24 protein-coding genes and 1 pseudogene are annotated in these 26094 nt (G+C 71.6%); 12 read left to right on the top strand and 13 right to left on the bottom strand.

Annotated elements, in window-relative coordinates:
- Nucleotides 1–58: 58 nt before the first annotated feature.
- The 5 genes from rlmN (at nt 59) to AC07AW_RS00405 (ending at nt 5906) form a co-directional block, all read left to right on the top strand.
- Nucleotides 59–1165, top strand: a complete 1107-nt coding sequence (rlmN, locus tag AC07AW_RS00425) for a dual-specificity RNA methyltransferase RlmN (RefSeq protein WP_478813345.1) — start codon at nt 59–61, stop codon at nt 1163–1165.
- Between the two features lie 219 nt (nt 1166–1384).
- The gene (locus AC07AW_RS00420) at nt 1385–2479 is read left to right on the top strand and encodes a thiamine ABC transporter substrate-binding protein (protein ID WP_478813344.1); all 1095 of its coding nucleotides are present in this window, start codon (nt 1385–1387) and stop codon (nt 2477–2479) included.
- A gap of 38 nt (nt 2480–2517) precedes the next feature.
- Entirely contained in the window at nt 2518–4134 is a 1617-nt protein-coding gene (locus tag AC07AW_RS00415; protein WP_478814354.1) for an ABC transporter permease, read from the top strand.
- Nucleotides 4134–5156, top strand: a complete 1023-nt coding sequence (locus AC07AW_RS00410; RefSeq protein ID WP_478813343.1) for an ABC transporter ATP-binding protein — start codon at nt 4134–4136, stop codon at nt 5154–5156. The genes AC07AW_RS00415 and AC07AW_RS00410 overlap by 1 nt, the downstream gene beginning before the upstream one ends.
- A 102-nt stretch (nt 5157–5258) precedes the next feature.
- A complete protein-coding gene (locus tag AC07AW_RS00405) occupies nt 5259–5906 on the top strand; it encodes a dihydrofolate reductase family protein (RefSeq protein ID WP_478813342.1) in 648 nt (215 codons plus the stop codon).
- Here the strand turns inward: AC07AW_RS00405 and AC07AW_RS00400 are convergent.
- The 6 genes from AC07AW_RS00400 to AC07AW_RS00375 all read right to left on the bottom strand — a co-directional run bounded on the left by AC07AW_RS00400 (nt 5878) and on the right by AC07AW_RS00375 (nt 12077).
- On the bottom strand, nt 5878–6888 hold the full coding sequence (locus AC07AW_RS00400) for a hypothetical protein (RefSeq protein ID WP_478813341.1): 1011 nt from the start codon (nt 6886–6888) through the stop codon (nt 5878–5880). The two genes, AC07AW_RS00405 and AC07AW_RS00400, sit on opposite strands and share 29 nt — an antisense overlap.
- Before the next feature lie 79 nt (nt 6889–6967).
- Nucleotides 6968–8104: an LOG family protein gene (locus AC07AW_RS00395; protein ID WP_478813340.1), complete on the bottom strand. Its 1137-nt coding sequence runs from the start codon at nt 8102–8104 to the stop codon at nt 6968–6970.
- Nucleotides 8105–8153: 49 nt separating this feature from the next.
- Nucleotides 8154–9305, bottom strand: a complete 1152-nt coding sequence (locus tag AC07AW_RS00390; RefSeq protein ID WP_478813339.1) for a hypothetical protein — start codon at nt 9303–9305, stop codon at nt 8154–8156.
- Nucleotides 9287–10015 (bottom strand): ABC transporter ATP-binding protein, encoded by a 729-nt coding sequence (locus AC07AW_RS00385; RefSeq protein WP_478813338.1) that lies wholly within the window; start codon nt 10013–10015, stop codon nt 9287–9289. Before AC07AW_RS00385 ends, AC07AW_RS00390 begins: the two co-directional genes overlap by 19 nt.
- A gap of 206 nt (nt 10016–10221) precedes the next feature.
- Nucleotides 10222–11601: an aspartate aminotransferase family protein gene (locus AC07AW_RS00380; protein WP_478813337.1), complete on the bottom strand. Its 1380-nt coding sequence runs from the start codon at nt 11599–11601 to the stop codon at nt 10222–10224.
- Entirely contained in the window at nt 11586–12077 is a 492-nt protein-coding gene (locus AC07AW_RS00375; protein WP_329850608.1) for an Lrp/AsnC family transcriptional regulator, read from the bottom strand. The genes AC07AW_RS00380 and AC07AW_RS00375 overlap by 16 nt, the downstream gene beginning before the upstream one ends.
- Nucleotides 12078–12282: 205 nt before the next feature.
- On the opposite strand from AC07AW_RS00375, the gene AC07AW_RS00370 reads away from it, so the two are divergent.
- From AC07AW_RS00370 to AC07AW_RS00355, 4 genes are all read left to right on the top strand, one after another.
- Nucleotides 12283–13719, top strand: a complete 1437-nt coding sequence (locus tag AC07AW_RS00370) for a gamma-aminobutyraldehyde dehydrogenase (protein WP_478813336.1) — start codon at nt 12283–12285, stop codon at nt 13717–13719.
- A gap of 143 nt (nt 13720–13862) precedes the next feature.
- Nucleotides 13863–15026, top strand: coding sequence for an ABC transporter substrate-binding protein (locus AC07AW_RS00365; protein WP_478813335.1), 1164 nt, complete (start codon nt 13863–13865; stop codon nt 15024–15026).
- Nucleotides 15027–15037: 11 nt separating this feature from the next.
- The gene (locus tag AC07AW_RS00360; protein ID WP_478813334.1) at nt 15038–15568 is read left to right on the top strand and encodes an HXXEE domain-containing protein; all 531 of its coding nucleotides are present in this window, start codon (nt 15038–15040) and stop codon (nt 15566–15568) included.
- A gap of 63 nt (nt 15569–15631) precedes the next feature.
- On the top strand, nt 15632–16168 hold the full coding sequence (locus AC07AW_RS00355) for a hypothetical protein (RefSeq protein WP_478813333.1): 537 nt from the start codon (nt 15632–15634) through the stop codon (nt 16166–16168).
- Here AC07AW_RS00355 and AC07AW_RS00350 read toward each other — a convergent pair.
- The 6 genes and pseudogenes from AC07AW_RS00350 to AC07AW_RS00325 form a co-directional block, all read right to left on the bottom strand.
- A complete protein-coding gene (locus tag AC07AW_RS00350; RefSeq protein ID WP_478814353.1) occupies nt 16134–17303 on the bottom strand; it encodes a serine hydrolase domain-containing protein in 1170 nt (389 codons plus the stop codon). The two genes, AC07AW_RS00355 and AC07AW_RS00350, sit on opposite strands and share 35 nt — an antisense overlap.
- 102 nt (nt 17304–17405) lie before the next feature.
- Nucleotides 17406–18103, bottom strand: a pseudogene (locus AC07AW_RS00345) (response regulator); the annotation flags it as partial.
- A complete protein-coding gene (locus tag AC07AW_RS00340; protein WP_478813332.1) occupies nt 18100–19218 on the bottom strand; it encodes a sensor histidine kinase in 1119 nt (372 codons plus the stop codon). The pseudogene AC07AW_RS00345 and the gene AC07AW_RS00340, both read right to left, overlap by 4 nt.
- A 14-nt stretch (nt 19219–19232) precedes the next feature.
- Nucleotides 19233–20012, bottom strand: coding sequence for an SAM-dependent methyltransferase (locus tag AC07AW_RS00335; RefSeq protein ID WP_478813331.1), 780 nt, complete (start codon nt 20010–20012; stop codon nt 19233–19235).
- A complete protein-coding gene (locus AC07AW_RS00330; protein ID WP_478813330.1) occupies nt 20009–20698 on the bottom strand; it encodes a glycerophosphodiester phosphodiesterase in 690 nt (229 codons plus the stop codon). Before AC07AW_RS00330 ends, AC07AW_RS00335 begins: the two co-directional genes overlap by 4 nt.
- A 19-nt stretch (nt 20699–20717) precedes the next feature.
- Nucleotides 20718–21749 (bottom strand): adenosine deaminase, encoded by a 1032-nt coding sequence (locus tag AC07AW_RS00325; RefSeq protein WP_478813329.1) that lies wholly within the window; start codon nt 21747–21749, stop codon nt 20718–20720.
- A 75-nt stretch (nt 21750–21824) separates the two neighbouring features.
- Here AC07AW_RS00325 and AC07AW_RS00320 point away from each other — a divergent pair, with 75 nt between their 5' ends.
- Entirely contained in the window at nt 21825–22502 is a 678-nt protein-coding gene (locus AC07AW_RS00320; protein WP_478813328.1) for a DUF4190 domain-containing protein, read from the top strand.
- Nucleotides 22503–22557: 55 nt separating this feature from the next.
- On the opposite strand, the gene AC07AW_RS00315 is transcribed toward AC07AW_RS00320, so the two are convergent.
- Nucleotides 22558–23106 carry an NADAR family protein gene (locus AC07AW_RS00315; protein ID WP_478813327.1) on the bottom strand — a complete coding sequence of 183 codons (549 nt, stop codon included), beginning with the start codon at nt 23104–23106 and terminating at the stop codon, nt 22558–22560.
- Between the two features lie 175 nt (nt 23107–23281).
- Between AC07AW_RS00315 and AC07AW_RS00310 the strand changes: the two genes are divergently transcribed.
- Together AC07AW_RS00310 and AC07AW_RS00305 are read left to right on the top strand one after the other, a co-directional pair.
- Nucleotides 23282–24796: a gamma-aminobutyraldehyde dehydrogenase gene (locus AC07AW_RS00310; RefSeq protein ID WP_478813326.1), complete on the top strand. Its 1515-nt coding sequence runs from the start codon at nt 23282–23284 to the stop codon at nt 24794–24796.
- Nucleotides 24797–24845: 49 nt separating this feature from the next.
- A complete protein-coding gene (locus tag AC07AW_RS00305) occupies nt 24846–26093 on the top strand; it encodes an ABC transporter substrate-binding protein (RefSeq protein WP_478813325.1) in 1248 nt (415 codons plus the stop codon).
- Nucleotide 26094 lies beyond the last annotated feature (1 nt).

The raw sequence follows: 26094 nt of genomic DNA, 5'->3' as shown, positions 1-26094 counted from the left end.
GGGTCCACGCCCTTCACGCGCCGGGACACCGGCGCGTGTCTGCGACACTGGTACCACCATGCCGAAGCCCGGAGAACTCACTTTCGTCGCCCCCCGCGGAGCCAAGAAGCCGCCGCGGCACCTCGCCGACCTCTCGCCCGCGGAGCGGAAGGAGGCCGTCGCCGCGATCGGCGAGAAGCCGTTCCGCGCCAAGCAGCTGTCCACGCACTACTTCGCGCGGTACGCGCACGACCCCGCCGAGTGGACCGACATCCCGGCCGCCTCGCGGGAGAAGCTCGCCGGGGAGCTGCTGCCCGACCTGATGTCCGTGGTGCGGCACATCTCGTGCGACGACGACACCACTCGTAAGACCCTGTGGCGGCTGCACGACGGCACGCTCGTGGAGTCCGTGCTCATGCGCTACCCGGACCGGGTGACCATGTGCATCTCCTCGCAGGCCGGCTGCGGCATGAACTGCCCGTTCTGCGCGACCGGGCAGGCCGGGCTCGACCGGAACCTGTCGACCGCCGAGATCGTGCACCAGATCGTGGACGGCATGCGGTCCCTGCGCGACGGAGAGGTGCCCGGGGGACCGGCGCGGCTTTCCAACATCGTGTTCATGGGCATGGGCGAGCCGCTCGCCAACTACAAGCGGGTCGTCGGTGCGATCCGTCGGCTCACCGACCCGGAGCCCGACGGCCTCGGTCTCTCGCAGCGCGGCATCACCGTCTCCACGGTCGGCCTCGTGCCCGCGATGCTCCGCTTCGCCGACGAGGGCTTCAAGTGCCGGCTGGCCGTCTCGCTGCACGCGCCCGACGACGAGCTCCGCGACACCCTCGTGCCCGTCAACACCCGCTGGAAGGTCCGCGAGGTCCTCGACGCGGCCTGGGAGTACGCGGAGAGGTCCGGGCGCCGGATCTCCATCGAGTACGCCCTCATCCGGGACATCAACGACCAGGCCTGGCGCGGCGACCTCCTCGGCAAGCTGCTCAAGGGCAAGCGGGTGCACGTCAACCTGATCCCGCTGAACCCGACGCCCGGCTCGAAGTGGACGGCCTCCCGCCCGGAAGACGAGAAGGCCTTCGTCGAGGCGATCGCCCGCCACGGCGTGCCGGTGACCGTGCGGGACACCCGCGGTCAGGAGATCGACGGTGCCTGTGGACAGCTCGCGGCCGCCGAGCGCTGACCTTGTAGTCTGAGCTCGAACACATCTCCATATTCCGACAGGGGAGCGCCACAGCGCTGAGAGTGCGGTAACCGTAGACCGCAGACCCTCTGAACCTCGCCCAGGTCATTCTGGGTAGGAAGTTCGGTCGTAACTCAAGCTGTTGCGCCCTGCCCGCGCCCGGTCCGCCGGACGTGGGCAGGGCCGCGTCTCTTCCTGGTCATACCCAGGAGGAATCCAGTGAGCATCAAGAAGGCCGCCGCCGTCGCGCTCGTCGCGGCGCTCGGCGTCACCAGCCTCGCCGCGTGCGGCACCGAAGAGATCCGCGGCTCGGCCGGCAAGACCGACCGGCCCGCGCCGAAGACCGTGACGCTGGTGAGCCACGACTCGTTCAACGCCTCCAAGGAGGTGCTCGCCGACTTCACCCGGCAGACCGGTCTCACGGTCAAGGTGCTGAAGAGCGGCGACGCCGGCGAGGCCGTCAACAAGGAGATCCTGACCAAGGGCTCCCCGCAGGGTGACGTCTTCTTCGGCGTCGACAACACGCTGCTCTCCCGCGCCCTCGACAACGGGATCTTCGTGCCGTACGAGGCGAAGGGCCTGGACCGGGTCCCGGCCGCGTTCCAGCTCGACAAGGAGCACCGGGTCACCCCGATCGACTCCGGCGACATCTGCGTCAACTACGACAAGAAGTACTTCGCCGACAGGAAGCTGGCGCCGCCGCAGACCTTCGACGACCTCGTGAAGCCGGCGTACAAGGACCTGCTCGTCGTCGAGAACCCCGAGCTGTCCTCCCCGGGCCTCGGCTTCCTCCTCGGCACGGCCGCCAAGTACGGCGACGAGGGCTGGCAGGACTACTGGAAGAAGCTCAAGGCCAACGGTGTGAAGACCGTCGACAGCTGGGAGCTCGCCTACAACCAGGAGTTCTCCGGCTCGGCCGGCGGCAAGCAGGCCAAGGCCGACCGGCCGCTGGTCGTGTCGTACGCCTCCAGCCCGCCGGTCGAGGTGCTGTACGGCGAGCCGCAGCCGAAGGTCGCGCCCACCGGGGTCTCCACCGGCACCTGCTTCCGGCAGATCGAGTTCGCGGGCCTGCTGAACGGGGCGAAGAACCCCGAGGGCGGCAAGGCCCTGATCGACTTCCTGATCTCCAAGAAGTTCCAGGAGGACATGCCGCTCCAGATGTTCGTCAACCCGGTGGCGAAGGACGCGGCCCTGCCGGAGCTCTTCACCAAGCACGGCGTCGTGATCGACAAGCCGGAGACCATGGCGCCCGAGAAGATCGCCGAGAAGCGTGACCCGTGGATCCAGCAGTGGTCGTCGCTCGTCCTGAAGTGACCCGCGACCTCAAGGGGAACGCGACACGGCTGGGCCTCATGGCCCTGCCCGTCGCGTTCTTCGGGGTCTTCTTCGCCTGGCCCGTCGTGTCCATCGTGGACCGCGGGCTCCGGCCCGACGGCGCCTGGCGGTTCGGCCGGATCGGCGAGACGCTGAGCCGGCCGGACATCCTCGACGTGCTCGGCTTCACCGTGTGGCAGGCGCTCGCCTCCACCGGGCTCACCCTCCTGGTCGCGCTGCCCGGCGCGTACGTCTTCGCCCGCTTCGACTTCCCCGGCAAGAGCGCGCTGCGGGCGGTCGTCACGGTGCCGTTCGTGCTGCCGACCGTCCTCGTCGGCACGGCGTTCCTGGCGCTCGTCGGCCGGAACGGGCTCACCGACGAGCTGTGGGGACTGCGGCTCGACACCAGCGTGTGGGCGATCCTCCTCGCGCACGTCTTCTTCAACTACGCGGTCGTCGTCCGCACCGTCGGCGGTCTCTGGTCGCAGCTCGACCCGCGGCAGGAGGAAGCCGCACGGGTCCTCGGCGCCTCGCGCTGGACGGCCTGGCGGACGGTGACGCTGCCCGCCCTCGTGCCGGCGGTGTCGGCGGCCGCCCTGATGGTCTTCCTCTTCACCTTCACCTCCTTCGGCGTCGTGCAGATCCTCGGCGGGGACCAGTACTCCACCCTTGAGGCCGAGATCTACCGGCAGACCGCCCGGCTGCTCGACCTGCCGACGGCCGCCGTGCTCACACTCGTGCAGTTCGTGGCGGTGGGCGCGATCCTCGGCGTGCACGGCTGGACGGTACGGCGGCGTGAGACCGCGCTCCGGCTCGTACCGCCCGAGTCGGCCGCGCGCCGGCCGCGCGGAGTCGGGCAGTGGGCGCTGCTCGCGGGCGTCCTCCTCTCGGTGGCGCTGCTGATCCTGCTGCCGCTGGGTGTCCTCGTGGAGCGGTCCTTCGCCGGGCCCGAGGGGTACGGGCTCGGCTACTACCGCGCGCTCGGCTCGCTCGACGAGTCCGGGACCTTCCTCGTCCCGCCGCTGGAGGCGATCGGGAACTCGCTGCGGTACGCGGTGGCGGCCACCGCCATCGCCGTGGTGATCGGCGGGCTCGCCGCGGCGGCGCTCACCCGGCGGCGGGCCGGGCGGCTCGTGCGGGGCTTCGACGCGCTGCTCATGCTGCCGCTCGGGGTCTCCGCCGTCACCGTCGGCTTCGGTTTCCTCATCACGCTCGACGAGCCGCCGTTCGACCTGCGGGCCAGCTGGATCCTCGTACCGCTCGCGCAGGCCCTGGTCGGCGTCCCCTTCGTCGTACGGACGATGCTGCCGGTGCTGCGCGCGGTCGACGAGCGGCTGCGGGAGGCCGCGGCCGTGCTCGGTGCCTCGCCCTGGCGGGCCTGGCGGGAGGTGGACCTGCCGCTGGTGCGGCGGGCGCTGCTCATCGCGGCCGGGTTCGCCTTCGCGGTGTCGCTCGGCGAGTTCGGCGCGACCGTCTTCATCGCCCGGCCCGAGAGCCCGACGCTGCCGGTGGCGGTGGCCCGGCTGCTCGGCCGGCCCGGCGCGCTCAATTACGGCCAGGCGATGGCCCTCTCGACGATTCTGATGGTGGTGTGCGCGGTGTCCCTGCTGTTGTTGGAGCGGCTCCGCACCGACCGGACCTCCGGGGAGTTCTGATGCTTTCGATCGAGGCCGCGACCGTACGGTTCGGGGAGCGGGCCGTGCTCGACGCCGTGGACCTGGAGGTCGCCGAGCACGAGATCGTGTGTGTGCTCGGCCCCAGCGGCAGCGGCAAGTCCACGATGCTGCGGTCCGTCGCCGGGCTCCAGGCGCTCGACGGGGGCCGGGTGCTGCTCGGCGGCGCCGACCAGGCCGGGGTGCCGGTGCACCGGAGGGGCGTCGGCCTGATGTTCCAGGACCACCAGCTGTTCCCGCAGCGGGACGTCGGCGGCAACGTCGCCTTCGGGCTGCGGATGCGGGGGGCCCGGAAGGCCGAGCAGGCGGAGCGGGTGCGGGAGCTGCTCGACCTCGTCGGCCTGCCGGGGGCCGAGCGGCGGTCCGTCGCCGCGCTCTCCGGCGGCGAGCAGCAGCGGGTGGCGCTCGCCCGTGCCCTGGCGCCCCGGCCCCGGCTCCTCATGCTCGACGAACCGCTCGGCCAGCTCGACCGGGGGCTGCGGGAGCGGCTCGTCGTGGAGCTGCGACAGCTCTTCGGGCGGCTCGGGACGACGGTCCTCGCCGTCACCCACGACCAGGGCGAGGCCTTCGCGCTCGCCGACCGGGTCGTGGTCATGCGGGACGGGCGGATCGCCCAGTCGGGGACGCCGGCCGACGTGTGGCGGCGGCCGGCGTCGGAGTTCGTGGCACGGTTCCTGGGCTTCGACAACGTGGTGGCGGCGCGGGTGACGGGCGGGGCCGCGGAGACCGTGTGGGGGAAGATCCCGGTGCCGGACGGCTCGCCGGAGGGGGAGCGGCGGCTCCTCGTCCGCCCGGGCGGGGTACGGCTCGTGGAGCAGCGTCCGGTCTGGACGGTGGAGTCACGGACCTTCCGCGGCAGCCAGGTCCTCGTACGGCTCCGCCCGGCCGAGGGGCCCGCCCTGGAGGCCGAGCTGCCGCTCCGGGAGGCGCCGGAGGAGGGCGCCGGGGTGGGCGTGGAGTTCCGGGCGGAGGACGTGGTGGTGCTGGGGGACGACACGCCGTAGCGAGGGCGGCGATGAGTTTCCGCCGCCGGGGGAGTCTCCTAGGTGTTCGTTGTCTTCGTCGTCTTCGATGTATTCGTTGTCGACCACACAGGAGGAACAGCCATGGGCCAGTTGCTCAGAGTCCAGAACTTCATGGTCTCGTCCGACGGATTCGGTACCGGTGAGGGCCAGAGCCTGGAACGGCCCTTCGGGCACGCGGATCCCGGCGAACTGTTCTCGTGGGCGGGGGCCACGGCGAGCTGGCCGAACCGCACCGACCCCGGGGGCAGCCGGGGCCTCGACGACTACCTGACGCGGGACTTCCACCACAACATCGGCGCCGAGATCATGGGCCGCAACAAGTTCGGGCCCCAGCGCGGGCCCTGGGAGAACGAGGAGTGGAAGGGCTGGTGGGGTGACGAGCCGCCGTTCCACACGCCGGTGTTCGTCCTGACCCACCACCCGCGCCCGTCGTTCACGCTCTCCGACACCACGTTCCACTTCGTCGACGCGGATCCGGCGACGGCGCTCGGGATGGCGAAGGAGGCGGCCCGGGGGAAGGACGTCCGCCTGGGCGGCGGGGCCACCACCATCCGGGAGTTCCTCGACGCCGATCTCGTCGACACCCTGCACGTCGCGGTCTCGCCGGTGAAGCTCGGGGCGGGGGTGAAGCTCTGGGACTCGCCCGACGAACTGCTCGACCGCTACCACCGCGATGTCGTGCCCAGCCCGAGCGGCAAGGTCACGCACCACCTGTTCTGGCGGAAGTGACGACCTGCCGGCAGCGCACGCACACCCTCCGGGTCGCCCGCTGATAGGCGCGGGTGGCCCGGGCGAGGGCGAGACCGTAGCAGCAGAAGCCGCCATAGGCGACGACGACCACCCAGGGGGCGTCGTCCGCCGTGCCGAGGGTGAGCGTGCCCGTCCAGGCCAGCACGCCGAGCGCGGCCAGGAAGGCCCCGAACGGGGCGAGCGCGCCCGCCCCGGTCCAGCCGAGCGCGAGCAGCGGCAGCCGGGGCAGCCGCCGGCCCCAAGGACGGGTCAGCGCGAGCGCGAGGGCCATGCCGATCAGGGCCAGGACCGCGGTGACGTCGACCCCGTGGTCGTAGAGCCAGAGGCCCAGGTCGCTGGTGTACTCCGGGTCGGCGCCCGGACGGCCGGTGCCCGTGTAGCCGGGGGTGATGCCCAGCGCCCAGAGCGTCTTCATGGCGGTGTACGGCACGAGGGCGGCGACGGCGGCGAGTCCGGCGCGGGTGGCGGGCCGGGTCTCCGGGCCCCCGGCGCCATGGCCGCGCCCGCCGCAGTACAGGCACGTGCCCAGCGCCCGGCGGCGGTGGGCGAGGGCCGCGCGGGCCCACAGCACCGCGCCGAGGACGGCGAGGAACTGGTTGGCCAGGGCCGCCCAGTCGACCGGATCTTGGTTGCGGGACAGGAAGAACAGCAGGTGGGTGGGGCTGAGGAGGGCCGGGAAGCCCGAGGTCAGGCAGAGCGCGACCACCGCCCAGGCCGCCGACGACAACCACCGGACGCCGGGGCGGCGGAGCAGGGCGTACGCGAGGACGGCGGCGGCCCCGTACAGCACCGCCGCGCCCGCCTCCGCTGCCGTGCCGTCGCCCTTGGCCAGGAGCGTGTAGCCGAAGGCGGGGCCGGTGAGGGCGGCGAGGGCCGCGCCCGTCGCGTACAGCAGCGACCAGACGAGGGCGGCGCGACCGGCCCAGGACGGCCAGGACGCCAGGAGTGTCTTCGGTGTCATGGGCCGAGCCTCCCGCCGGAGGGCTCTCGCGGGCGTCGGCCTGTCGGCGCGACCGCGTCCGCCGCGCGGCGGAGGCCGGCTACCTCCCGAGTCGCTCCAGGGCTGCCGGGGCCTCGTCGATCGAGTCCACCAGGGCGATGCGCGTGGCCATCGGGCGGCCGGTGGCGAGGGTTTCCAGGAGGGGCCAGGCCGGGAGGTGGGTGGTCCAGTGAGCGCGGTTCACCAGGACCATCGGGGTCGGGGTGCCCCGGGAGCCGTAGTAGTTCGGGGTTGCGTTGTCGAAGATCTCCTGGACCGTGCCCGCCGCGCCCGGCAGGAAGACGATGCCCGCCGTCGAGCGGGCGAGCAGGCCGTCCTCCCGGGTGGCGTTCGCGAAGTACTTGGCGATGTGCGCGGCGAAGGGGTTCGGCGGCTCGTGGCCGTAGAACCAGGTGGGGATCCCGACCGAGTCCCCGCCGTCCGGCCACAGGGCACGGACCGCGAAGGCGGCGCGCGCCCAGTCCGTCACCGAGGGCGTGAACGACGGGGCCCGGGAGAGCAGGTCGAGCGCGGAGGCGAGGGCCTCGTCCTCATACGGGGCGAGGTACGCGCCGAGGTTCGCGGCCTCCATCGCGCCCGGCCCGCCGCCGGTCGCCACGGTCAGCCCGGCGCGGGCCAGCGTCCTGCCGAGCCGGGCCGCGCCCGCGTACGCCTCCGTGCCCCGGCCCATCGCGTGCCCGCCCATGACGCCGACGACCCGTGCCCCGTCGAGGTGTTCGTCGAGGGCGTCGGAGACGGCGTCGTCGTGGAGGGAGCGGAGCATCGAGGAGAGGATGTCGCCGTCGGCCCTGGTCCGGCCGAACCAGGCGTACGCGAGGAAGTCGGGTGTCGCCTCGTACCCGGTCTCGGCGATCCCCGTGAAGAGTTCCTCAGGGGTGTAGAGCCTGGCCCGGTACGGGTCGAAGGGCAGCTCGGGGACGGGCGGGAAGACGAGGGCGCCGTCGGCGCGGACCTTGGCGGCGGCTTCCGGCTCCATGGGGCAGCCGAGGAAGACGGCCTCGGCGGTGACGGCGGTGAGGAGGGCGAAGGTCCGGTCGGTGAGGTCGATCGACTGGATCCGGTGTCCGGCGAGGGAGCCGGGGCGGGCGAGCGCCGCGTCGAACTCGGCGAGGGTGTGGATCTCGCGTGCGTGCCCGCGCGGTCCGGGCGGGCGGTGTGCCGGGGGGAGCGTCGCCATGGGCCCACGATAGGGGCCGCCGTCCTGGGCGGCCCCTCGTGGCGGCGGCTCAGCCCGTCAGGGGCACGGCCGCCAGTTCCGCCACCGCCCAGGTCAGCGGTGCGAAGACGGCGAACAGGGCGCCGGCGCGCAGCAGGGCCGCCGTGCGCAGGACCGTGGGCGGGGCGCCGATGCGGAGGAGGGCCTCGGTGGTGTGGGCGCGGCCCTGCCGGGATTCCAGCGCGGCGGTCAGGAGGCTGGCGGTGGTGCAGGCCAGGATCAGGGCCGCGCCGAGGCCGGTGAGCGGGCCGAAGGTGTCGGGGCCCGTGTCCGCGTCGTACAGCGTGGCCGCTGCGAGGGTGCCGGAGATCACCGCGCTGACCACGCCGAGGGGGCGGCCGATACGGCGGGACTCGTCCATCAGGACGCGGCCCGCGAGCAGCCGGGTGGCGCCCGGCCGGACGGCCTGGAGGAGCCGGCCGCAGCCGAACGTGAGGCCGGGGCCCGCCACGGCCAGGCCCACGGCGGTGAGGACCCAGCCGGCGAGGACGCCCGCCGGGTTGCCGTCGAAGCGGCCCGGCAGCGGGAGGCCGCTGCCGGAGTCGCCCTGGGCCGCGTACGTCTCGATCGCGAGGCCGACCGCCACCAGGGCGATTCCCCAGGGCAGCCCGGACGGCATCGTCCTCTCGGCTCCCTCGGGGGCCGCGGGCGCGGTGCGGGGCCGCAGGGCGAGGCCTGCCGCCGTGGCGGCGACGACGGGCAGGACGGCGAGCAGGGTGAGGGCGGCGGCGAGCGGGATCGGCTGGTCGGCGGCGAGGAGCTGGGCGGCGGCCCCGTCGAAGGGCAGGCCGGTGATGTCGCCGCGCAGGTGCAGATAGAACAGGAGCGCGACCACGGAGCCGAGCGTGCAGGCGACGGCGGTCGAGGCGGCGGCGATCGCGGTGAGCCGGGCGGGGCCGAGGCCGACGGCGGAGAGCCCGGGGCGCGGCCGGGTGCTGGGGTCGGTGCGGGCCACCGCGACGGCGAACTGGACGGTGGCGGCGAGCGGCAGGGCGCACCAGAGGAGCCGCAGCACCGAGGTCGAGGACCGGTCCGGGTGACCGACGGCGTATCCGAGGGTGCAGAGCAGGAGGAAGCCCACCCCCGCGGCGGCGGCGGCGACGAGCAGCCGGCGCGTCAGGACGAGGGGGTGGGTCCCGCGGGCTAGACGGAGAGCGAGCACGCGGCGACGCCCTCCGCCCCTGACGCCGGGGGTACGGCGCCGACCCGGCGTCCGTCGAGCAGGGTGAGGGTGCGGTCGGCGAGTGCGGCGACCTCGCCGTCGTGGGTGGCGAGGAGCACGGTGATGCTGTGCGAGCGGGCCGCGGCCGTGAGGGTGCGCAGGACCTGCGCGCCGTCGGCCCGGTGCAGGGTGGCGGTGGGTTCGTCGGCGAAGAGGACCGACGGGGTGGTGACCAGGGCGCGGGCGATCGCGATGCGCTGGCGCTGGGAGTGGGTGAGGGCGTGCGGCCGTTTGCGGGCGCAGCCGCCGATGTCGAGCCGCTCCAGCCACTCGGTGGCGGCGGTCTTCGCGGCCCGGTGGGAGGTCCCGCGGAGCAGCAGGGGCAGGGCGGTGTTCTCCCAGCCGGTGAGCTCGGGGACGAGGCCGGGCTCGGGGTCGATCCAGCCGAAGCGGTCGCGTCGGAGCCGTTCGCGCTGGGCGGGGCCCAGGGTGTGGACGGGGCCGCTGTTGAACCAGACCTCGCCCTGCTGGGCGACGAGCTGGCCGGAGAGGCAGCGCAGGAGGGTGGTCTTGCCGCTGCCGCGCGGGCCGACGACGGCGAGGATCTCGCCTTCGCGGACGCCGAGGGAGACGCCGCTGAGGGCGTCCGAACCGCCCAGGGTGCAGTGCAGGGAACGCGCCCAGAGCACGTCGTTGTCCGGTGGGGCCATCGCGTACACCTCGATGTCGGATCCGATACTCGCCTTCCCCCGTCCGGGGGAACGAAGGGACGGGCCTTTCGGTCACTCGGCACCGTAAGGATTCAGATCCGGTTGTACGGACAGCACACGGCCCGGGCAGCTGCCATCCACTCGGATGGCCGCATACCCGGGCCGCGGGGGTCACGCCGTGAGGGCGGCGTGATGCTGGGGGACCTCTAGAGCTTGGTCCACGCCTCGGTGAGCACGTTGCGCAGGATGCCCTCGATCTCGTCGAAGGTGCCCTGGTCGGCGATCAGCGGCGGGGCCAGCTGGATGACCGGGTCGCCACGGTCGTCGGCGCGGCAGTACAGGCCGTTGTCGTACAGCGCCTTGGAGAGGTAGCCGTACAGGACGCGCTCCACCTCCTCGTCGTTGAAGGACTCCTTGGTGACCTTGTCCTTGACGAGCTCGATGCCGTAGAAGAAGCCGTTGCCGCGGACGTCGCCGACGATCGGGAGGTCGTGCAGCTTCGACAGCGTCGAGTAGAAGGCGCCCTCGTTGTCCAGCACGTGCTGGTTGAGGCCTTCCTTGTCGAAGATGTCGAGGTTGGCGATCGCGACCGCCGAGGACACCGGGTGGCCACCGAAGGTGTAGCCGTGCAGGAAGGTGTTGTCACCCTTGTAGAACGGCTCGGCGATGCGGTCCGAGACGATGCAGGCGCCGATCGGGGAGTAGCCCGAGGTCATGCCCTTGGCGCAGGTGATCATGTCCGGCACGTAGCCGAACTTGTCACAGGCGAACATCGTACCGAGGCGGCCGAAGGCGCAGATCGTCTCGTCGGAGACGAGCAGCACGTCGTACTGGTCGCAGATCTCGCGGACGCGCTGGAAGTAGCCGGGCGGCGGCGGGAAGCAGCCACCGGCGTTCTGCACCGGCTCCAGGAAGACGGCCGCGACGGTCTCGGGGCCCTCGAAGAGGATCTGCTGCTCGATCTGGTCGGCGGCCCAGCGGCCGAAGGCCTCGGGGTCGTCGCCGTGGATCGGGGCGCGGTAGATGTTGGTGTTCGGCACCTTGTGCGCGCCGGGGACCAGCGGCTCGAAGGGGGCCTTCAGGGCCGGCAGGCCGGTGATGGACAGGGCGCCCTGCGGGGTGCCGTGGTAGGCGACCGCACGCGAGATGACCTTGTACTTGGTGTGCTTGCCCTGCAGCTTGAAGTACTGCTTGGCGAGCTTCCAGGCGGTCTCGACGGCCTCGCCGCCACCGGTGGTGAAGAAGACCTTGTTGAGGTCGCCCGGGGCGTAGTCGGCGAGGCGCTCGGCGAGCTCCACGGCCTTGGGGTGCGCGTACGACCACACGGGGAAGAACGCGAGCTCCTGGGCCTGCTTGTACGCGACCTCGGCCAGCTCCTGGCGGCCGTGTCCGGCGTTCACCACGAAGAGACCTGCGAGACCGTCGAGGTAGCGCTTGCCCTTGTCGTCGAAGATGTAGGTGCCCTCACCACGCACGATGGTGGGGACGGGGTTGTGCTCGTAGGACGACATGCGGGTGAAGTGCATCCACAGGTGGTCGTACGCGGTCTTGGACAGGTCCTGGGTCACGGTTATCGAGTTCCCCACATATAGGTCTGCTTCTTGAGCTTGAGGTAGACGAAGCTCTCGGTGGAACGCACTCCGGGGAGTGTGCGGATGCGCTTGTTGATCACATCCAGCAGGTGGTCGTCGTCCTCGCAGACGATCTCCACCATCAGGTCGAAGGAGCCCGCGGTCATCACCACGTACTCGCACTCGGCCATGGCCGTCAGGGCTTCCGCGACCGGATCCAGGTCACCCTCGACGTTGATGCCGACCATCGCCTGGCGCCGGAATCCCACGGTGAGCGGGTCGGTGACGGCGACGATCTGCATGACGCCCTGGTCGAGGAGCTTCTGGACGCGCTGCCTCACGGCTGCTTCGGAGAGGCCCACGGCCTTTCCGATCGCCGCGTAGGGGCGGCGCCCGTCCTGCTGGAGCTGCTCGATGATTGCCAGGGAGACGGCATCGATCGTCGGGGACGAACCGGTTCCGGTTCTTGGGTCTGTGCTTCGACTGGCCACGACTTCACTGTGCACCGAGATGGGCAGTCATGCAAGCCCGGAGCGATGAAATTCGTTGCGAACGGCTATTGATCTCACCGAATCCGAAGTTGCGGGGGGTCGGGGCTGTTGAAAGCGTCTGTCGAGCGATTAGGCTGAGGTGTCCCGCCCACCGGGACCCCGCACAAGGACGTGCGAAGACAGAACGTGACAGGAGGGGTGGCAAGTGACCACCGAGCTGCGCCGGCTGCGTAACTACATCAACGGGGAGTTCCGCGACGCGGCCGACGGCCGCACCATCGAGGTGACCAACCCGGCCACCGGCGAGGTGTACGCCACCTCTCCGCTCTCCGGGCAGGCCGACGTCGACGCCGCCATGGAGGCTGCCGCGGCCGCCTTCCCCGCCTGGCGTGACAGCACGCCGTCCGAGCGCCAGAAGGTGCTCCTCAAGATCGCCGACGCCTTCGAGGAGCGGGCCGAGGAGCTCATCGCCGCCGAGGTCGAGAACACCGGCAAGCCGGTCGCTCTCACCGCGAGCGAGGAGATCCCGCCGATGGTGGACCAGATCCGCTTCTTCGCGGGTGCCGCCCGGCTGCTCGAGGGCCGCTCGGCCGGCGAGTACATGGAGGGCATGACCTCCATCGTCCGCCGCGAGCCGGTCGGCGTCTGCGCGCAGGTCGCGCCGTGGAACTACCCGATGATGATGGCCGTGTGGAAGTTCGCCCCGGCCCTCGCCGCGGGCAACACCGTCGTCCTCAAGCCCTCGGACACGACCCCCGCGTCGACCGTCCTGATGGCCGAGATCATCGGGCAGATCGTCCCCAAGGGCGTCTTCAACGTCGTCTGCGGCGACCGTGAGACCGGCAAGGCCATGGTCGAGCACCCGACCCCGGCGATGGCCTCCATCACCGGTTCGGTCCGCGCCGGCATGCAGGTCGCCGAGTCGGCGGCCAAGGACGTCAAGCGCGTCCACCTGGAGCTGGGCGGCAAGGCCCCGGTCGTCGTCTTCGAGGACACCGACATCGAGGCCGCCGTCGGCGACATCTCGGTCGCGGGCTTCTTCAACGCCGGCCAGGACTGCACGGCCGCGACCCGTGTCCTCGTGCACGAGTCCATCCACGACGAGTTCGTCGCCGCCCTCGCCAAGGCCGCCGCCGAGACGAAGACCGGCCAGCCGGACGACGAGGACGTGCTGTACGGCCCGCTCAACAACGCCAACCAGCTGAAGCAGGTCACCGGCTTCATCGAGCGCCTCCCGGCCCACGCCAAGGTCGAGGCCGGCGGTCACCGCGTCGGCGACAAGGGCTACTTCTACGCCCCGACCGTCGTCTCCGGCCTCAAGCAGGACGACGAGATCGTCCAGAACGAGGTCTTCGGCCCGGTCATCACCGTCCAGTCCTTCACGGACGAGGCCCAGGCCCTGGAGTTCGCGAACGGCGTCGAGTACGCCCTCGCCTCCTCCGTCTGGACCAAGGACCACGCGCGCGCGATGCGCATGTCCAAGGCCCTCGACTTCGGCTGTGTGTGGATCAACACCCACATCCCGCTCGTCGCCGAGATGCCCCACGGCGGCTACAAGAAGTCCGGCTACGGCAAGGACCTCTCCGCCTACGGCTTCGAGGACTACACGCGCATCAAGCACGTCATGACCTCCCTGGGCTGATCCCCCCAGGACCCCGACGCGGCCCCGGCACCCATGATCGACAGGGTGTCGGGGCCGCGTGCCGTCGCTCGACGGACCGTCCATTGCCGCAGCTCGCGGCGGGCCGGGATGCTGCCTCTGTGAGAGCGACAGCCAGGAAAGACATGTCCCGCCGGTCCCTCCTTCGCGGCATCGGCGGTGCCGGCGCCGCGACCCTGCTCGCCGGATGCGGGGTCCCCGCCGCCTACGTCGAGGAGGGCGCCCGGGGCGGCCGGGACCTCTCGGCGCGCGACCGGACGCTCGAGTTCGCCAACTGGCCGCTGTACATCGACACCGATGACGACGACACCTCGAAGCGCCCCACCCTGGACGCCTTCCGGAAGCGGACCGGCATCTCCGTCCGGTACACCGAGGAGATCAACGACAACGACGAGTTCTTCGGCAAGATCAGCCCGTCCCTGATGAACCACCAGGAGACCGGGCGCGATCTGATCGTCGTCAGCGACTGGATGGCCGCCCGCTTCGTCCGCCTCGGCTGGGTCCAGGAGATGGACCGCGCCGCCCAGCCGAACGTCGCGCAGCACCTCAACCCCCAGCTGTCCGAGCCCGCCTTCGACCCCGGCCGGCGGCACAGCGTGCCCTGGCAGTCCGGGATCACCGGCATCGCGTACAACCGGAAGAAGCTCGGCCGGGAACTGCGCTCCACCAAGGAGCTGTGGGCCGACGACCTGCGCGGCAAGGTCACGCTGCTCTCCGGCCTCGACGAGTCCATGGCGCTGCTCCTGATGGGCAACGGCGTCGACGTGTCCCGGTGGACCGGCGACGACTTCCACGCCCTGTGCGAGCAGATCGAGGGGCTCGTCCGGGCCAGGCACATCCGGCGCTTCACCGGCAACGACTACATCAAGGACCTGTCCACCGGCGACGTCCTCGCCTGCCAGGCGTACTCCGGCGACGTCATCCAACTCCAGGCCGACAACCCGGACATCGAGTTCGTCGTCCCCGAGGAGGGCGCCGAGCTGTGGGCCGAGTCCCTCATGGTGCCCAACCTCGCCCAGCACAAGTCCAACGCCGAGAAGCTCGTCGACTACTACTACGAGCCCGAGGTCGCCGCCGAACTCGCCGCCTGGGTCAACTACGTCTGCCCGGTCCCGGCCGCCCAGAACGTCCTCGCGGACTCCGGCGACGAGGAGCTCGTCGCCCTCGCCGAGGACCCGCTGATCTTCCCGGACGCCGACATGCGCGGCCGGCTCGCCATCGCCCGCGACATCACCGCCGAGGAGCGCCAGGAGTTCGCGAAGAGGTGGAACTCGATCGTCGGGCTGTGAGTTGCACGATCATGACGGACGAACGCATCAACCCCCTTGTCACCTATGGCCTGTTCCTCGCCTGGGCCGTGCACGACGCCGAGGAGCTCGCGCGCGGGCCGCGCTGGGTCCGGGAGAACCTGCCGGCGCTGCGCGAGCGCTGGCCCGGAGTGCCGGAGCCGGTGTGGAAGGCCGTCGAGTCCGTCGACGAGCGTGAATTCGCCGCCGCCGTCGGGGTGATGGCGGTGATCGTCGGCGCGGCCGCCGCGGCGGGTGCCCGCTCCGGCGGCCGGTCGGCCTTCTACCAGGGCGCGGTGACGGGCTTCGGACTGCACGGGCTCGTCCACCTCGCGCAGGCCGCCGTCGTACGGGACGCGACCCCCGGCGCGCCCACCTCGCCGCTCGTCGTCATCCCCTTCGCCCTGTGGGCCCGCGGCCGGCTGCGGCGGGCCGGGGTGCTGCGCCCGACCACGCTCGGGGGAGTGGTGGCGGGGCTCGCGGTGGCGGCGGGGGCGACGGTGGTCTCGCACGGCGTGGGGCGCAGGATCGCCGCCCGCTTCTGAACGCGCTCAAAAACAACCACCCCTCTTTTCTGAACACGTTCAAGAGGGGTGTACGTTGTTCCCATGAGCGACACGAACGGGCCGAGAGCCCTTCTCACGCGCATCCGCGCCTGGCTGATCCTCTTCGTCGTCTGCCTGGTCCTGAGCGGGGCCACCGCCTTCCCGCTCGTGACCGAACTCCGGCTCCTCGACTCCGCGTTGACCGGCTGGGCCGCCCCCGTCGCCGATCTCCTGCCCGGGCTCGCCGAGTGGATCCACCGGGTGCGGGGCGGGCTCCAGGCGGCCGACGCCGAAGCCCCGTACCTGCTCTACGGCACCGACTGGCTCGCCTTCGCCCACCTCGTCATCGCGGTCGCCTTCTACGGCCCCTACCGCGACCCCGTGCGCAACATCTGGGTGATCGAGTTCGGCATGATCGCCTGCGTCGGCATCATCCCCCTCGCCCTGATCTGCGGCCCCGTCCGGGGCATCCCCTTCTGGTGGTCGGTCATCGACATGTCCTTCGGCGTGATCGGGATCCTGCCGCTCATCCACGTACGCAGGCTGATCAAGCGCCTGGAGGCGCTCACTCCGACGGCATTCCGAACGTCGCCAGCATGAGGCGGAGCGCCGTCTTGTTCATGTCCTGGCCCTTGGCGTCGGTCGCGTTGACGCTGTAGACGAGGGTGCGGGAGCCGTCGCGGGTGGACGCGATGGCCGAGTTGTAGCCCCAGCGGCCGCCGGTCTTCCCCCAGACCTCGCGGCCGCCGAGCTTCTTCATCGACAGACCCGCGGAGTACGCGGCCGGGTCGCCGGACGTGAAGTCCGGGACCTTCGGAAGCGTGAACATCTCCTCCAGGATCGGGCCGCGCACCACACCGCCCGCGAACAGGGCCTTCGTGAAGCGCTCCAGGTCGGCCGTGGTCGAGATGAGATCCCCGGCGGCCCAGCCGTCCGTCACCCCCCACACCGAGACGTCGCGCAGGCCCGTCGTGCCGTCGTCGAGCCTCATCGTCTGGTAGCCGTGGTTGTACGGGCCGGTGATCTCGGGCGACTCACCCGGGAAGTACGTGTCCCGCAGCCCGAGCGGCTTCAGGACCCGTCGCTCCACCTGGTGCTCGTACGAGTCGCCCGTGACCCGCTCCACGATCAGTCCGGCGATCGTGTACCCGATGTTCAGGTAGTGCTGCTTCGTGCCCGGCCGGAACTCGCGCGGCTGCGCCGTCGCCGAGCGGACCATCTCCTCCGGGGTGTGGACGACGAAGCGGTTCGCGTACCACTCCTCGACGGTCTCCCCGGGCATGTCGGCGGCCGGGATGCCGTGCGTGTGGTTCAGGAGCTGGCGCACGGTCACCGTGGCGTAGCGGCCGGGGATCAGGTCCGGGAGGTACGCGCGGGCCGGCCGGTCCAGATCGATCCGGCCCTCGGCGGCCAGCTGGAGGACGGTCGCGGCGGTGAACACCTTCGTCACCGAACCGGCCCGGAAGCGGGCGGCCGGGTCCGCCGGGGCGTTCGACTCCAGGTCGTGGACGCCCGCGCTGCCCTGCCAGGAGCCCTCGGTGCCGCCGACCCGGACCAGCGCGGCCGTGGCGTCGGCCCGGGGGAGTCCCGCGATGACCGCCGACAGATCGGCGGGTGCGGCCTGCGCGGCGGACACCGCCGGCTGCGAGTCCGCGAAGGCCGGGGTGAGCGCGGGGCCGGCGGCCACGCCCAGGACCAGGGCGGCGGCGAGCAGGGTGCGGGTGGACTTCCTCATGGTCAACTCCGGTGGTGTGAGCCGTTGTTCTCGATGGCTCCATCCTGCTGACCTGCGGCGATCGGCGGATCGCCCGCACCGGCGGTCTTCGGCGGGCCGGTTCCTCCCCGGCGCGGGGGAGGAACCGGGCCGGCTCATCCCCCGGGCGGGGGAGAGCCCGCCGCGACCAGACCCGTCTCGTACGCGCAGATCACCGCCTGGATGCGGTCCCGCAGCCCCAGCTTGGCGAGCACGTTCCCCACGTGCGTCTTCACCGTGTGGTCGCTGACCACCAGCTCCGCCGCGATCTCCGCGTTCGACAGGCCCCGCGCGAGCAGCAGCAGCGTCTCGCGCTCCCGGCCGGTGAGGACGTCGAGCCGCGGATCGGTCCGTCGCGGGCCGCCCGCCGTGTACTGCTCCACGAGCCGCCGCGCCACGGACGGCGCGAGCAGCGAGTCGCCTGCCGCCACCACCCGTACCGCGTGCACCAGGTCGTCCCGCCGCACGTCCTTGAGGAGGAAACCGCTCGCGCCCGCGTGCAGCGCCTCGTACACATACGCGTCGGTGTCGAAGGTCGTCAGCATCACCGTCCGGCAGCCGGACTCCGCGCTGATCGCCCGGCAGGCCTCGATGCCGTCCGTCCGGGGCATCCGGATGTCGAGCAGCGCCACGTCCGGCGCGAGCCGACGCACCGCCTCGACGGCCTCCGTCCCGTCCCCGGCCTCCGCCACCACCTCGATGTCCGGCTGCGCGTCCAGGATCATCGCGAAGCCGCTGCGGACCAGTTCCTGGTCGTCCGCGACCACCACCCGGATCGTCATTCCCTCTCCTCCCCCACGGGCAGCAGGACCCGCACCTCGAACCCCCGGCCGTCCGGGCCGGGGCCCGTCTCCGCCGTCCCGCCGTGTGCGGCGGCCCGCTCCCGGATGCCCACCAGACCGTGCCCGCCCGGACCGCCCTGCGGGCCGCGCCCGTCGTCGGTCACCGTGACCCGCAGGACGCCGCCGGCGTGGGCCAGCCGGACGTCGACCGCACGGGCCCGGGCATGCTTCACCACGTTCGTCAGCGCCTCCTGCACGATCCGGTAGACGCTCGCGCCGGTCGCCGCGGGCAGCGCCCGTACCCCGCCCTCCGTCGCGTACCCGACGGCCAGACCGCCGGCCCGCACCCGCTCCAGGAGCGCGGGGAGGTCCGCGAGGTCCGGCTGCGGCTCCCGCGGGGCCGCCGTCTCACCGCCCTCGCGAAGGAGTCCCAGCATCTGCCGCAGCTGGACCATCGCCTCCCGGCCCGTCGCCGAGATCGCCTCGAAGGCCGCCTCGGCGCGCTCCGGCGCCGCCCGCACCGCGACCGGGCCCGCCTCCGCCTGCACCACCATCAGACTCACCGCGTGCGACAGGATGTCGTGCATCTCCCGGGCGATCCTGGCCCGTTCACGCGCGGCCGCCTGCTCGGCCTCCACCCGCTGCGCCCGGTGCCGGGCGTCCGTGAGCCGCCCGAAGACATAGGCCGCGCCGAACACGAAGAGGGAGAAGGTCAGTTCGCGCACCGACTGGGTGTTGAGCCACACCGAGGCCGGCACCGCGACCACCATGAGCGCCGCCGTCACCAGCCGCTGCCACGGCGGCGCGAGCACCGCGATCGTGTAGACGCTCACCAGACCCGTGTACGGCAGCGGCTGCCCCGGCCCCTCGACGGCCAGCTTGTACAGCGCGCTCGTCGCCAGGATCGCGAGCAGCACCGCCATCGGCGCACGGCGCCGCCACACCAGCGGCACCACGGTGAGTGTCGTCAGGCCGTACGCCGGCCAGGTCGCCGGTTCGAGCTCGGGCCCGCGCGGCACCACGAACGGCATCGTCATCGCCGCCTGCACGACGAGCGCCAGGCCGATGTCCACCGCCCGGGGATGGGCGGCCCCCCAGGTGCGCAGCTCCCGCATCCCCCGTATGTCCATTAGGGCTTGCGGCCCACCGCGCCGAACTGCGCCACCACGGCACCCTCGTCGGAGCGCCACCGGGAGCAGGACACGATGCCCGGCTCAAGGAGGTCGAGGCCCTCGAAGAAGGAGGTGAACTCCTCGCGGGTGCGGGCGGTGATCGGCGGCGTCGCGTTCTTGTTCCAGAAGTCCATCGCCGCCTTGTTGCCCTCGCCGCCGAGCTCCGGCTCCAGCGTCGGATGGGTCAGCACCAGATGGCTGCCGGAGGGGACGGCGGCCATCAGGGTCCGCACGACCGACCGGGCCTTGTCGGTGTCCAGGACGAAGTTGAGGATGCCGAGCATCATCACCGCGACCGGGCGGGACAGGTCGAGCGTGCCGAGGGCCGCCGCCACGATCCGCTCCGGGTCGTGGGCGTCGGCGTCGACGTACTCCGTGACCCCCTCCGGGGCGCTCGTCAGGAGCGCGCGGGCGTGCGTGAGGACGATCGGGTCGTTGTCGACGTAGACGATCCGGGCGTCGGGGGCGACCCGCTGCGCCACCTCGTGGGTGTTGTCGGCGGTCGGCAGGCCCGTGCCGATGTCCAGGAACTGGCGGACGCCCGCCTCGGCGGCCAGATGGGTCACCGCACGGCCGAGGAACGCCCGGTCCGCGCGGGCCACTTCGCCGATGCTCGGGTAGAAGCCGGTGACCTGGTCGCCGACCGCGCGGTCCACCGGATAGTTGTCCTTGCCGCCCAGCCAGTAGTTCCACACCCGGGCGTTGTGGGCGATGTCGGTCCGGATCCGGTCGTTCATTCGCGAGCCTTTCGCAGCACGGCGGCGAGTGCGTCGACCCGGTTCGTGGTGACCGAGTCGACCCCGTTCTTGATCAGCTTACGCATGGTGTGCTTGGTGTCCGCCGTCCAGGCCGAGACCAGCAGGCCGTGCCGGTGGACCCGCTCGGTCAGCTCCCGACTCACCAGGCCGAAACGGTAGTTGAGCCACTTCGGCCGCACGGCGTCGAGCAGTATGCGGCGGGGCGGGGCGAGCGAGGTCCACGTCAGGGCGATCTCGGCGGCCGGGTCGGCGGCCCGCACCTGGAGCATGGCCACCGCGCCCGCGCAGTAGTAGACGCGCTCCCCGGCCCCGCACTCGCGGACCGTCCGGACGATCGTGCGGACCGACTCCTCGTTCCCGCCCGGCAGGTCCAGCATCAGCCGGCGGTCCCCGGCGGCGATCAGCGCCTCGCGCAGGGTCGGCACCTCGCCGAAGGTGAGCTCGCGCAGCAGCTCGTGCGAGAGGTCGGAGAGCGGCCGGTCGTGGCCCCACAGCCGCTTCAGGGTGTCGTCGTGGAGGAGGACGGGCACCCCGTCCTTCGTCAGCCGGACGTCGATCTCGACCGCGTCCGCCCCCCGCTCGATCGCCGAGGCGATCGAGGGGAGCGTGTTCTCGCGGACGCGGTACGGGTCGCCGCGATGGGCTACGACAGTCACAGGGCGCATGGCCCCATTCTCGTCGCCGTCAGCGCGCCAGCCAGTCGTTCGTGTACGTGTCGATCTCGGCGGCGATCCCGGCCTTGCCGGCCGCGTCGAGGAAGGAGGCCTCGACCGCGTTCTTGGCGAGGGCGGCGACACCGCGCTCGTCGAGGCCGAGGAGACGGGCGGCGACGGCGTACTCGTTGTTGAGGTCCGTGCCGAACATCGGCGGGTCGTCGCTGTTGATCGTGACGAGGACCCCGGCGTCGACGAACTGCCGGATCGGGTGCTCGTCCAGGGTGGCGACGGCCCGGGTCGCGATGTTCGAGGTCGGGCAGACCTCCAGGGCGATCCGGTGCTCGGCGAGGTACGCGAGGAGCTCCGGGTCCTGGGCGGAGCTGGTGCCGTGACCGATGCGCTCGGCGCCCAGCTCGTGGATCGCGTCCCAGACGGTCTGGGGTCCGGTCGTCTCGCCCGCGTGCGGGACGGAGTGCAGGCCGGCCGCGCGGGCCCGGTCGAAGTACGGCTTGAACTGCGGGCGCGGCACACCGATCTCCGGGCCGCCGAGGCCGAAGGAGACCAGGCCCTCCGGGCGCAGCCCGTCGGTGGTGGCGAGCCGCGCGGTCTCCTCGGCGGAGACCAGGCCGGCCTCGCCGGGGATGTCGAAGCACCAGCGCAGGACCGTGCCGAACTCGGCCTCGGCGGCCTTGCGGGCGTCCTCGATCGCCGCCATGAAGGCGCGCTCGTCGATGCCGCGGCGGGTGGAGGAGTACGGGGTGATGGTCAGCTCGGCGTAGCGGACGTTCTGCCGGGACATGTCCCGGGCGATCTCGAAGGTCAGCAGCCGGACGTCCTCGGGGGTGCGGACCAGGTCGACGACCGACAGGTAGACGTCGACGAAGTGGGCGAAGTCCGTGAACGTGAAGTAGTCGGCGAGGGCCTCCGGGTCCGTGGGGACCTTGGAGTCCGGGTGCCGGGCCGCGAGCTCGGAGACGATCCGGGGCGAGGCGGAGCCGACGTGGTGGACGTGCAGTTCGGCTTTGGGAAGTCCCGCGATGAAAGCGTGGAGATCGGTCATCCGATCATCGTAGGCCGGGCGGTTCCCTCGCAGGGGTGAGGTCGTAACATGACGTGACCACAATGGGGGAGGCCCATGTCTGACAACCGAGACCAGTCGCGGGGCGGGTACGACCCGACGGACCCGTGGGCTCCGCCGAACCGCGACGGGGTGGAACTGAGCAAGCCGGCGACGCCGTCGCCCTCGCCGGTGCACGACCAGCCGACCATGACGTCCTTCCCGGCCGCGCCGGGAGGTCCCGGCACGCCGGGCGGGGACGTCCCGCCGCCGCCGGTCGCACCCGGCGGCCCGGCGGCCACGCCCGGATACGGCTACCCGGCGGCCACGCCGGCGGCGGGCGGGTACGGCTACCCGGCGGCGACGCCGCCCCCGGCCGCCTCGGGGTACGGATACCCCGGATACGGGCAGACCGGCCAGCCCGGCTGGCAGCAGTCCCCGTCCAACGGCATGGGGACGACCGCGATGGTGCTCGGCATCATCGCGGTGGCCGGATTCTGTATGTACGGCCTGGGGGTGATCCTCGGCATCCTGGCGCTGATCTTCGGCATCATCGGCCTGAAGAAGGTCGGCCGGGGCGAGGCGACGAACCGGGGCATGGCGCTGGCCGGTGTCATCCTCGGTTCGATCGGCACGCTGGTCAGCGCCGTCTTCCTGGGCTTCATCATCTGGGCGATCAGCCAGGACTCCACGTCCTTCGACTCCAACGACGAGGACCCGTTCGCGTCGAGTCTGCAGATCGAGCGCGGCCACTGACGCCGGTACGCGTGTGAAGGGCCCCGCACCCACCGGTGCGGGGCCCTTGCGCGTGTCAGGCGGCCCGCAGCCGCTCCCGCGCCTCCATCAGCGCGAAGCCCAGCAGATTGAGTCCGCGCCAGCGGGCCGGGTCGTGGGCGCGGGGGTCGTCGGCGGCGAGTCCGATGCCCCAGACGCGGTCCAGCGGGCTGGCCTCCACGAGGACGCGCTCGCCCGTGCCCACGAGGAAGGTGCGCAGGGCCTCGTCCGAGGAGAACTTGTGGACGCTGCCCTCGACGACGATCCCGAACCGCTCGCGCTCCCAGACCGCGTCGTCGAAGCCCCGCACGAGGCGTCCGGCCTTCTTGGCCTCCGCGGGGGTACGGGCGGTCAGCGCGGCCTGCTCGGCGTCGGCGTCCCGGAAGAGGCGGGCCTTGGCGGCCATCATCCAGTGCTCGGCGGTCGCGTAGGCCACGCCGTCGACCGTGAAGGGCGCGGGCCACCACTGGCTCAGACAGCTCGCCGAGAGCCGCCCGTCCGGGTGCGGACGGTGCCCCCAGAAGTGCAGCCACTTCACTCGGTCACCCCTGTTGACCTGCTGCGTCAGCTCTTCGATCTTGCTCATACATGCGAGTCTGGCATCCGCCACGGACACTCCGTACGGAGATTTTCCGACCCCCTCGACACATGGTCGACCGATTCCGTCGCGTAACCAAAAGGCAACAACGGAATCCCTTGTTGCATGGGTCTCATTCTGTCAGGATCGGCACTCAATTCGAGCTGGGACAACGGAGAGCGTCATGACCAACCGCTTCCAGGTGACGGACCGCTTCGCGGACGGCGCGCAGTACATCGGCGGAAGGCTCCGCGCCGGAACCTCAGGTCAGGAACACAGCGTGATCGACCCGGCGACGGGAGAGAGCGTCTACACCTTTGCCCTCGCCTCCACGGCCGACGTGGACGAGGCCGTCGCTGCCGCCAAGGCCGCCTTCCCCGGCTGGGCGGGAGCCACCCCGGGCGAGCGCTCCGACGCGCTGCACCGCCTCGCGGGGGTCCTCGCCGACTGGGCCGAGGACATCGCCAAGGTGGAGTCCCTCCAGTGCGGCAAGCCGCTCAAGCTCACCACCGAGTTCGACGTGCCCGGCACGATCGACAACACGGCCTTCTTCGCGGGGGCCGCCCGCCACCTCCAGGGCCAGTCGGCCGCCGAGTACACCGGCGACCACACCTCGTACATCCGGCGCGAAGCGATCGGCGTCGTCGGCTCCATCGCCCCCTGGAACTACCCGCTCCAGATGGCCGCCTGGAAGATCCTCCCGGCGATCGCCGCCGGCAACACGATCGTCCTGAAGCCCGCCGAGCTCACCCCGCTGACCTCGCTGATGTTCGCGATGGCGGCGAAGGAGGCCGGTATCCCCGACGGTGTCATCAACGTCGTCAGCGGCGCCGGGCGGGTCGTCGGCGAGCACCTCGTCGGCCACCCCGACGTCGTCATGACCTCCTTCACCGGCTCCACCCCCGTCGGCAAGCGGGTCGCCGAGGTCGCCACCGCCACCGTGAAGCGGCTCCACCTCGAACTCGGCGGCAAGGCCCCGTTCCTCGTCTTCGACGACGCCGACCTGGAGGCCGCCGCCCAGGGCGCGGTCGCCGCCTCCCTCATCAACAGCGGCCAGGACTGCACCGCCGCCACGCGCGCGTACGTCCAGCGCCCGCTCTTCGACGCCTTCGTCGCCCGGGTCGCCGAGCTCATGGAGACCGTCCGCGTCGGCGACCCGTTCGAGCCCGGCACCGACCTCGGACCGCTCGTCAGCCACCGTCACCGCGACAGCGTCGCCGGCTTCGTCGAGCGCGCCCGCGGCTATGCCACGGTCGTCACCGGCGGAGAAGCCCCTGGTGGAGAGCTCAAGAACGGCGCATACTACCGTCCCACCCTGATCATCGGCGCCGCGCAGGACAGCGAGGTCGTGCAGTCGGAGATCTTCGGTCCGGTCCTGGTGGCCCTGCCCTTCGACGGCGACGACGAGGGCATCCGGCTCGCCAACGACACCCCCTACGGCCTCGCGGCCTCCGCGTGGAGCCGGGACGTCTACCGGGCCAACCGTGCCACGCGGGAGATCAAGGCGGGATGTGTGTGGGTCAACGACCACATCCCGATCATCAGCGAGATGCCCCACGGCGGCACCAAGGCCTCCGGATACGGAAAGGACATGTCGGCCTACTCCTTCGAGGAGTACACGCAGGTCAAGCACGTGATGTTCGACAACACCGCGGTGGCGGCGAAGGACTGGCACCGCACGATCTTCGGGGACCGATAGCAATCTGCCGCCCGACCAGCGGCCCACTCATCCCGAAAGGGCACAGCGCATGGAGCAGTACGAGCCCGACAGCCTGTCCGCCGCGCAGCTGGCGGCGATACGGCGGAGCATGACGAGCGGCCGGGGCGCCCTCAGCCGCCGTTCGATGCTGCGCGCGGGCGGCGTCGGCGCCCTCACGGTCGGCGGTCTCGCCGGCCTGAGCGCCTGTGGCATCCCGCCGGCCAAGCGGGAGGGCAACGGCCCCGCCTCCACCGACGCCTCGGCCAAGGAGAAGAGCGTCGCCTTCTCCAACTGGACCGAGTACATGGACGTCAGCGAGGACGAGAAGTCCCGCCCGACCCTGGAGGCGTTCGCCAAACGCACCGGGATCAAGGTCAAGTACACCGAGGACATCAACGACAACGTCGAGTTCTTCGGCAAGATCAAGCCGCAGCTCGCGGCCGGCCAGGACACCGGCCGCGACCTGATCTGCGTCACCGACTGGCTCGCCGCCCGCATCATCCGGCTCGGCTGGGCCCAGAAGCTCGACCCGGCCAACCTGCCCAACGCGTACGCGAACCTGTCCTCGCAGTTCCGCCGCCCCGACTGGGACCCGGGCCGGTCCTACTCGTACCCGTGGACGGGCATCTCGACCGTCATCGCGTACAACTCCAAGGCGACCGGCGGCAAGAAGGTCGACTCGGTCACCCAGCTCCTCGACGACCCCTCGCTCAAGGGCCGGGTCGGCTTCCTCACCGAGATGCGCGACTCCGTCGGCATGACCCTGCTCGACATGGGCAAGGACCCGGGGAACTTCACGGACGCCGACTACGACGCGGCGATCGGCCGCCTCCAGAAGGGCGTCGACAAGAAGCAGATCCGTCGCTTCACCGGCAACGACTACACCTCGGACCTGGACAAGGGCGACATCGCGGCCTGTCTCGCCTGGGCCGGCGACATCATCCAGCTCCAGGCGGACAACCCGGACATCAAGTTCTCCATCCCGTCCGCCGGTTACATCACCTCCAGCGACAACCTGCTCGTCCCCGCGCAGGCCCGGCACAAGACGAACGCCGAGAAGCTCATCGACTACTACTACGAGCTTCCCGTCGCCGCCCAGCTCGCCGCGTACATCAACTACGTCTGCCCCGTCGACGGGGTGAAGGACGAGCTCGCCAAGATCGACCCCGAGCTCGCGAACAACACGCTGATCCTCCCGGACAAGGCCATGGCCAAGAAGTCCCACGCCTTCCGCTCGCTCAGCAGCGCGGAGGAGACGGCGTACGAGGAGAAGTTCGCCAAGCTCATCGGCGCCTGAG

Source organism: Streptomyces sp. NPDC044003 (genome assembly GCF_056435185.1).
The sequence above is the reverse complement of the archived record's forward strand: the minus strand, read 5'-3'. Positions and strand labels throughout refer to the sequence as shown.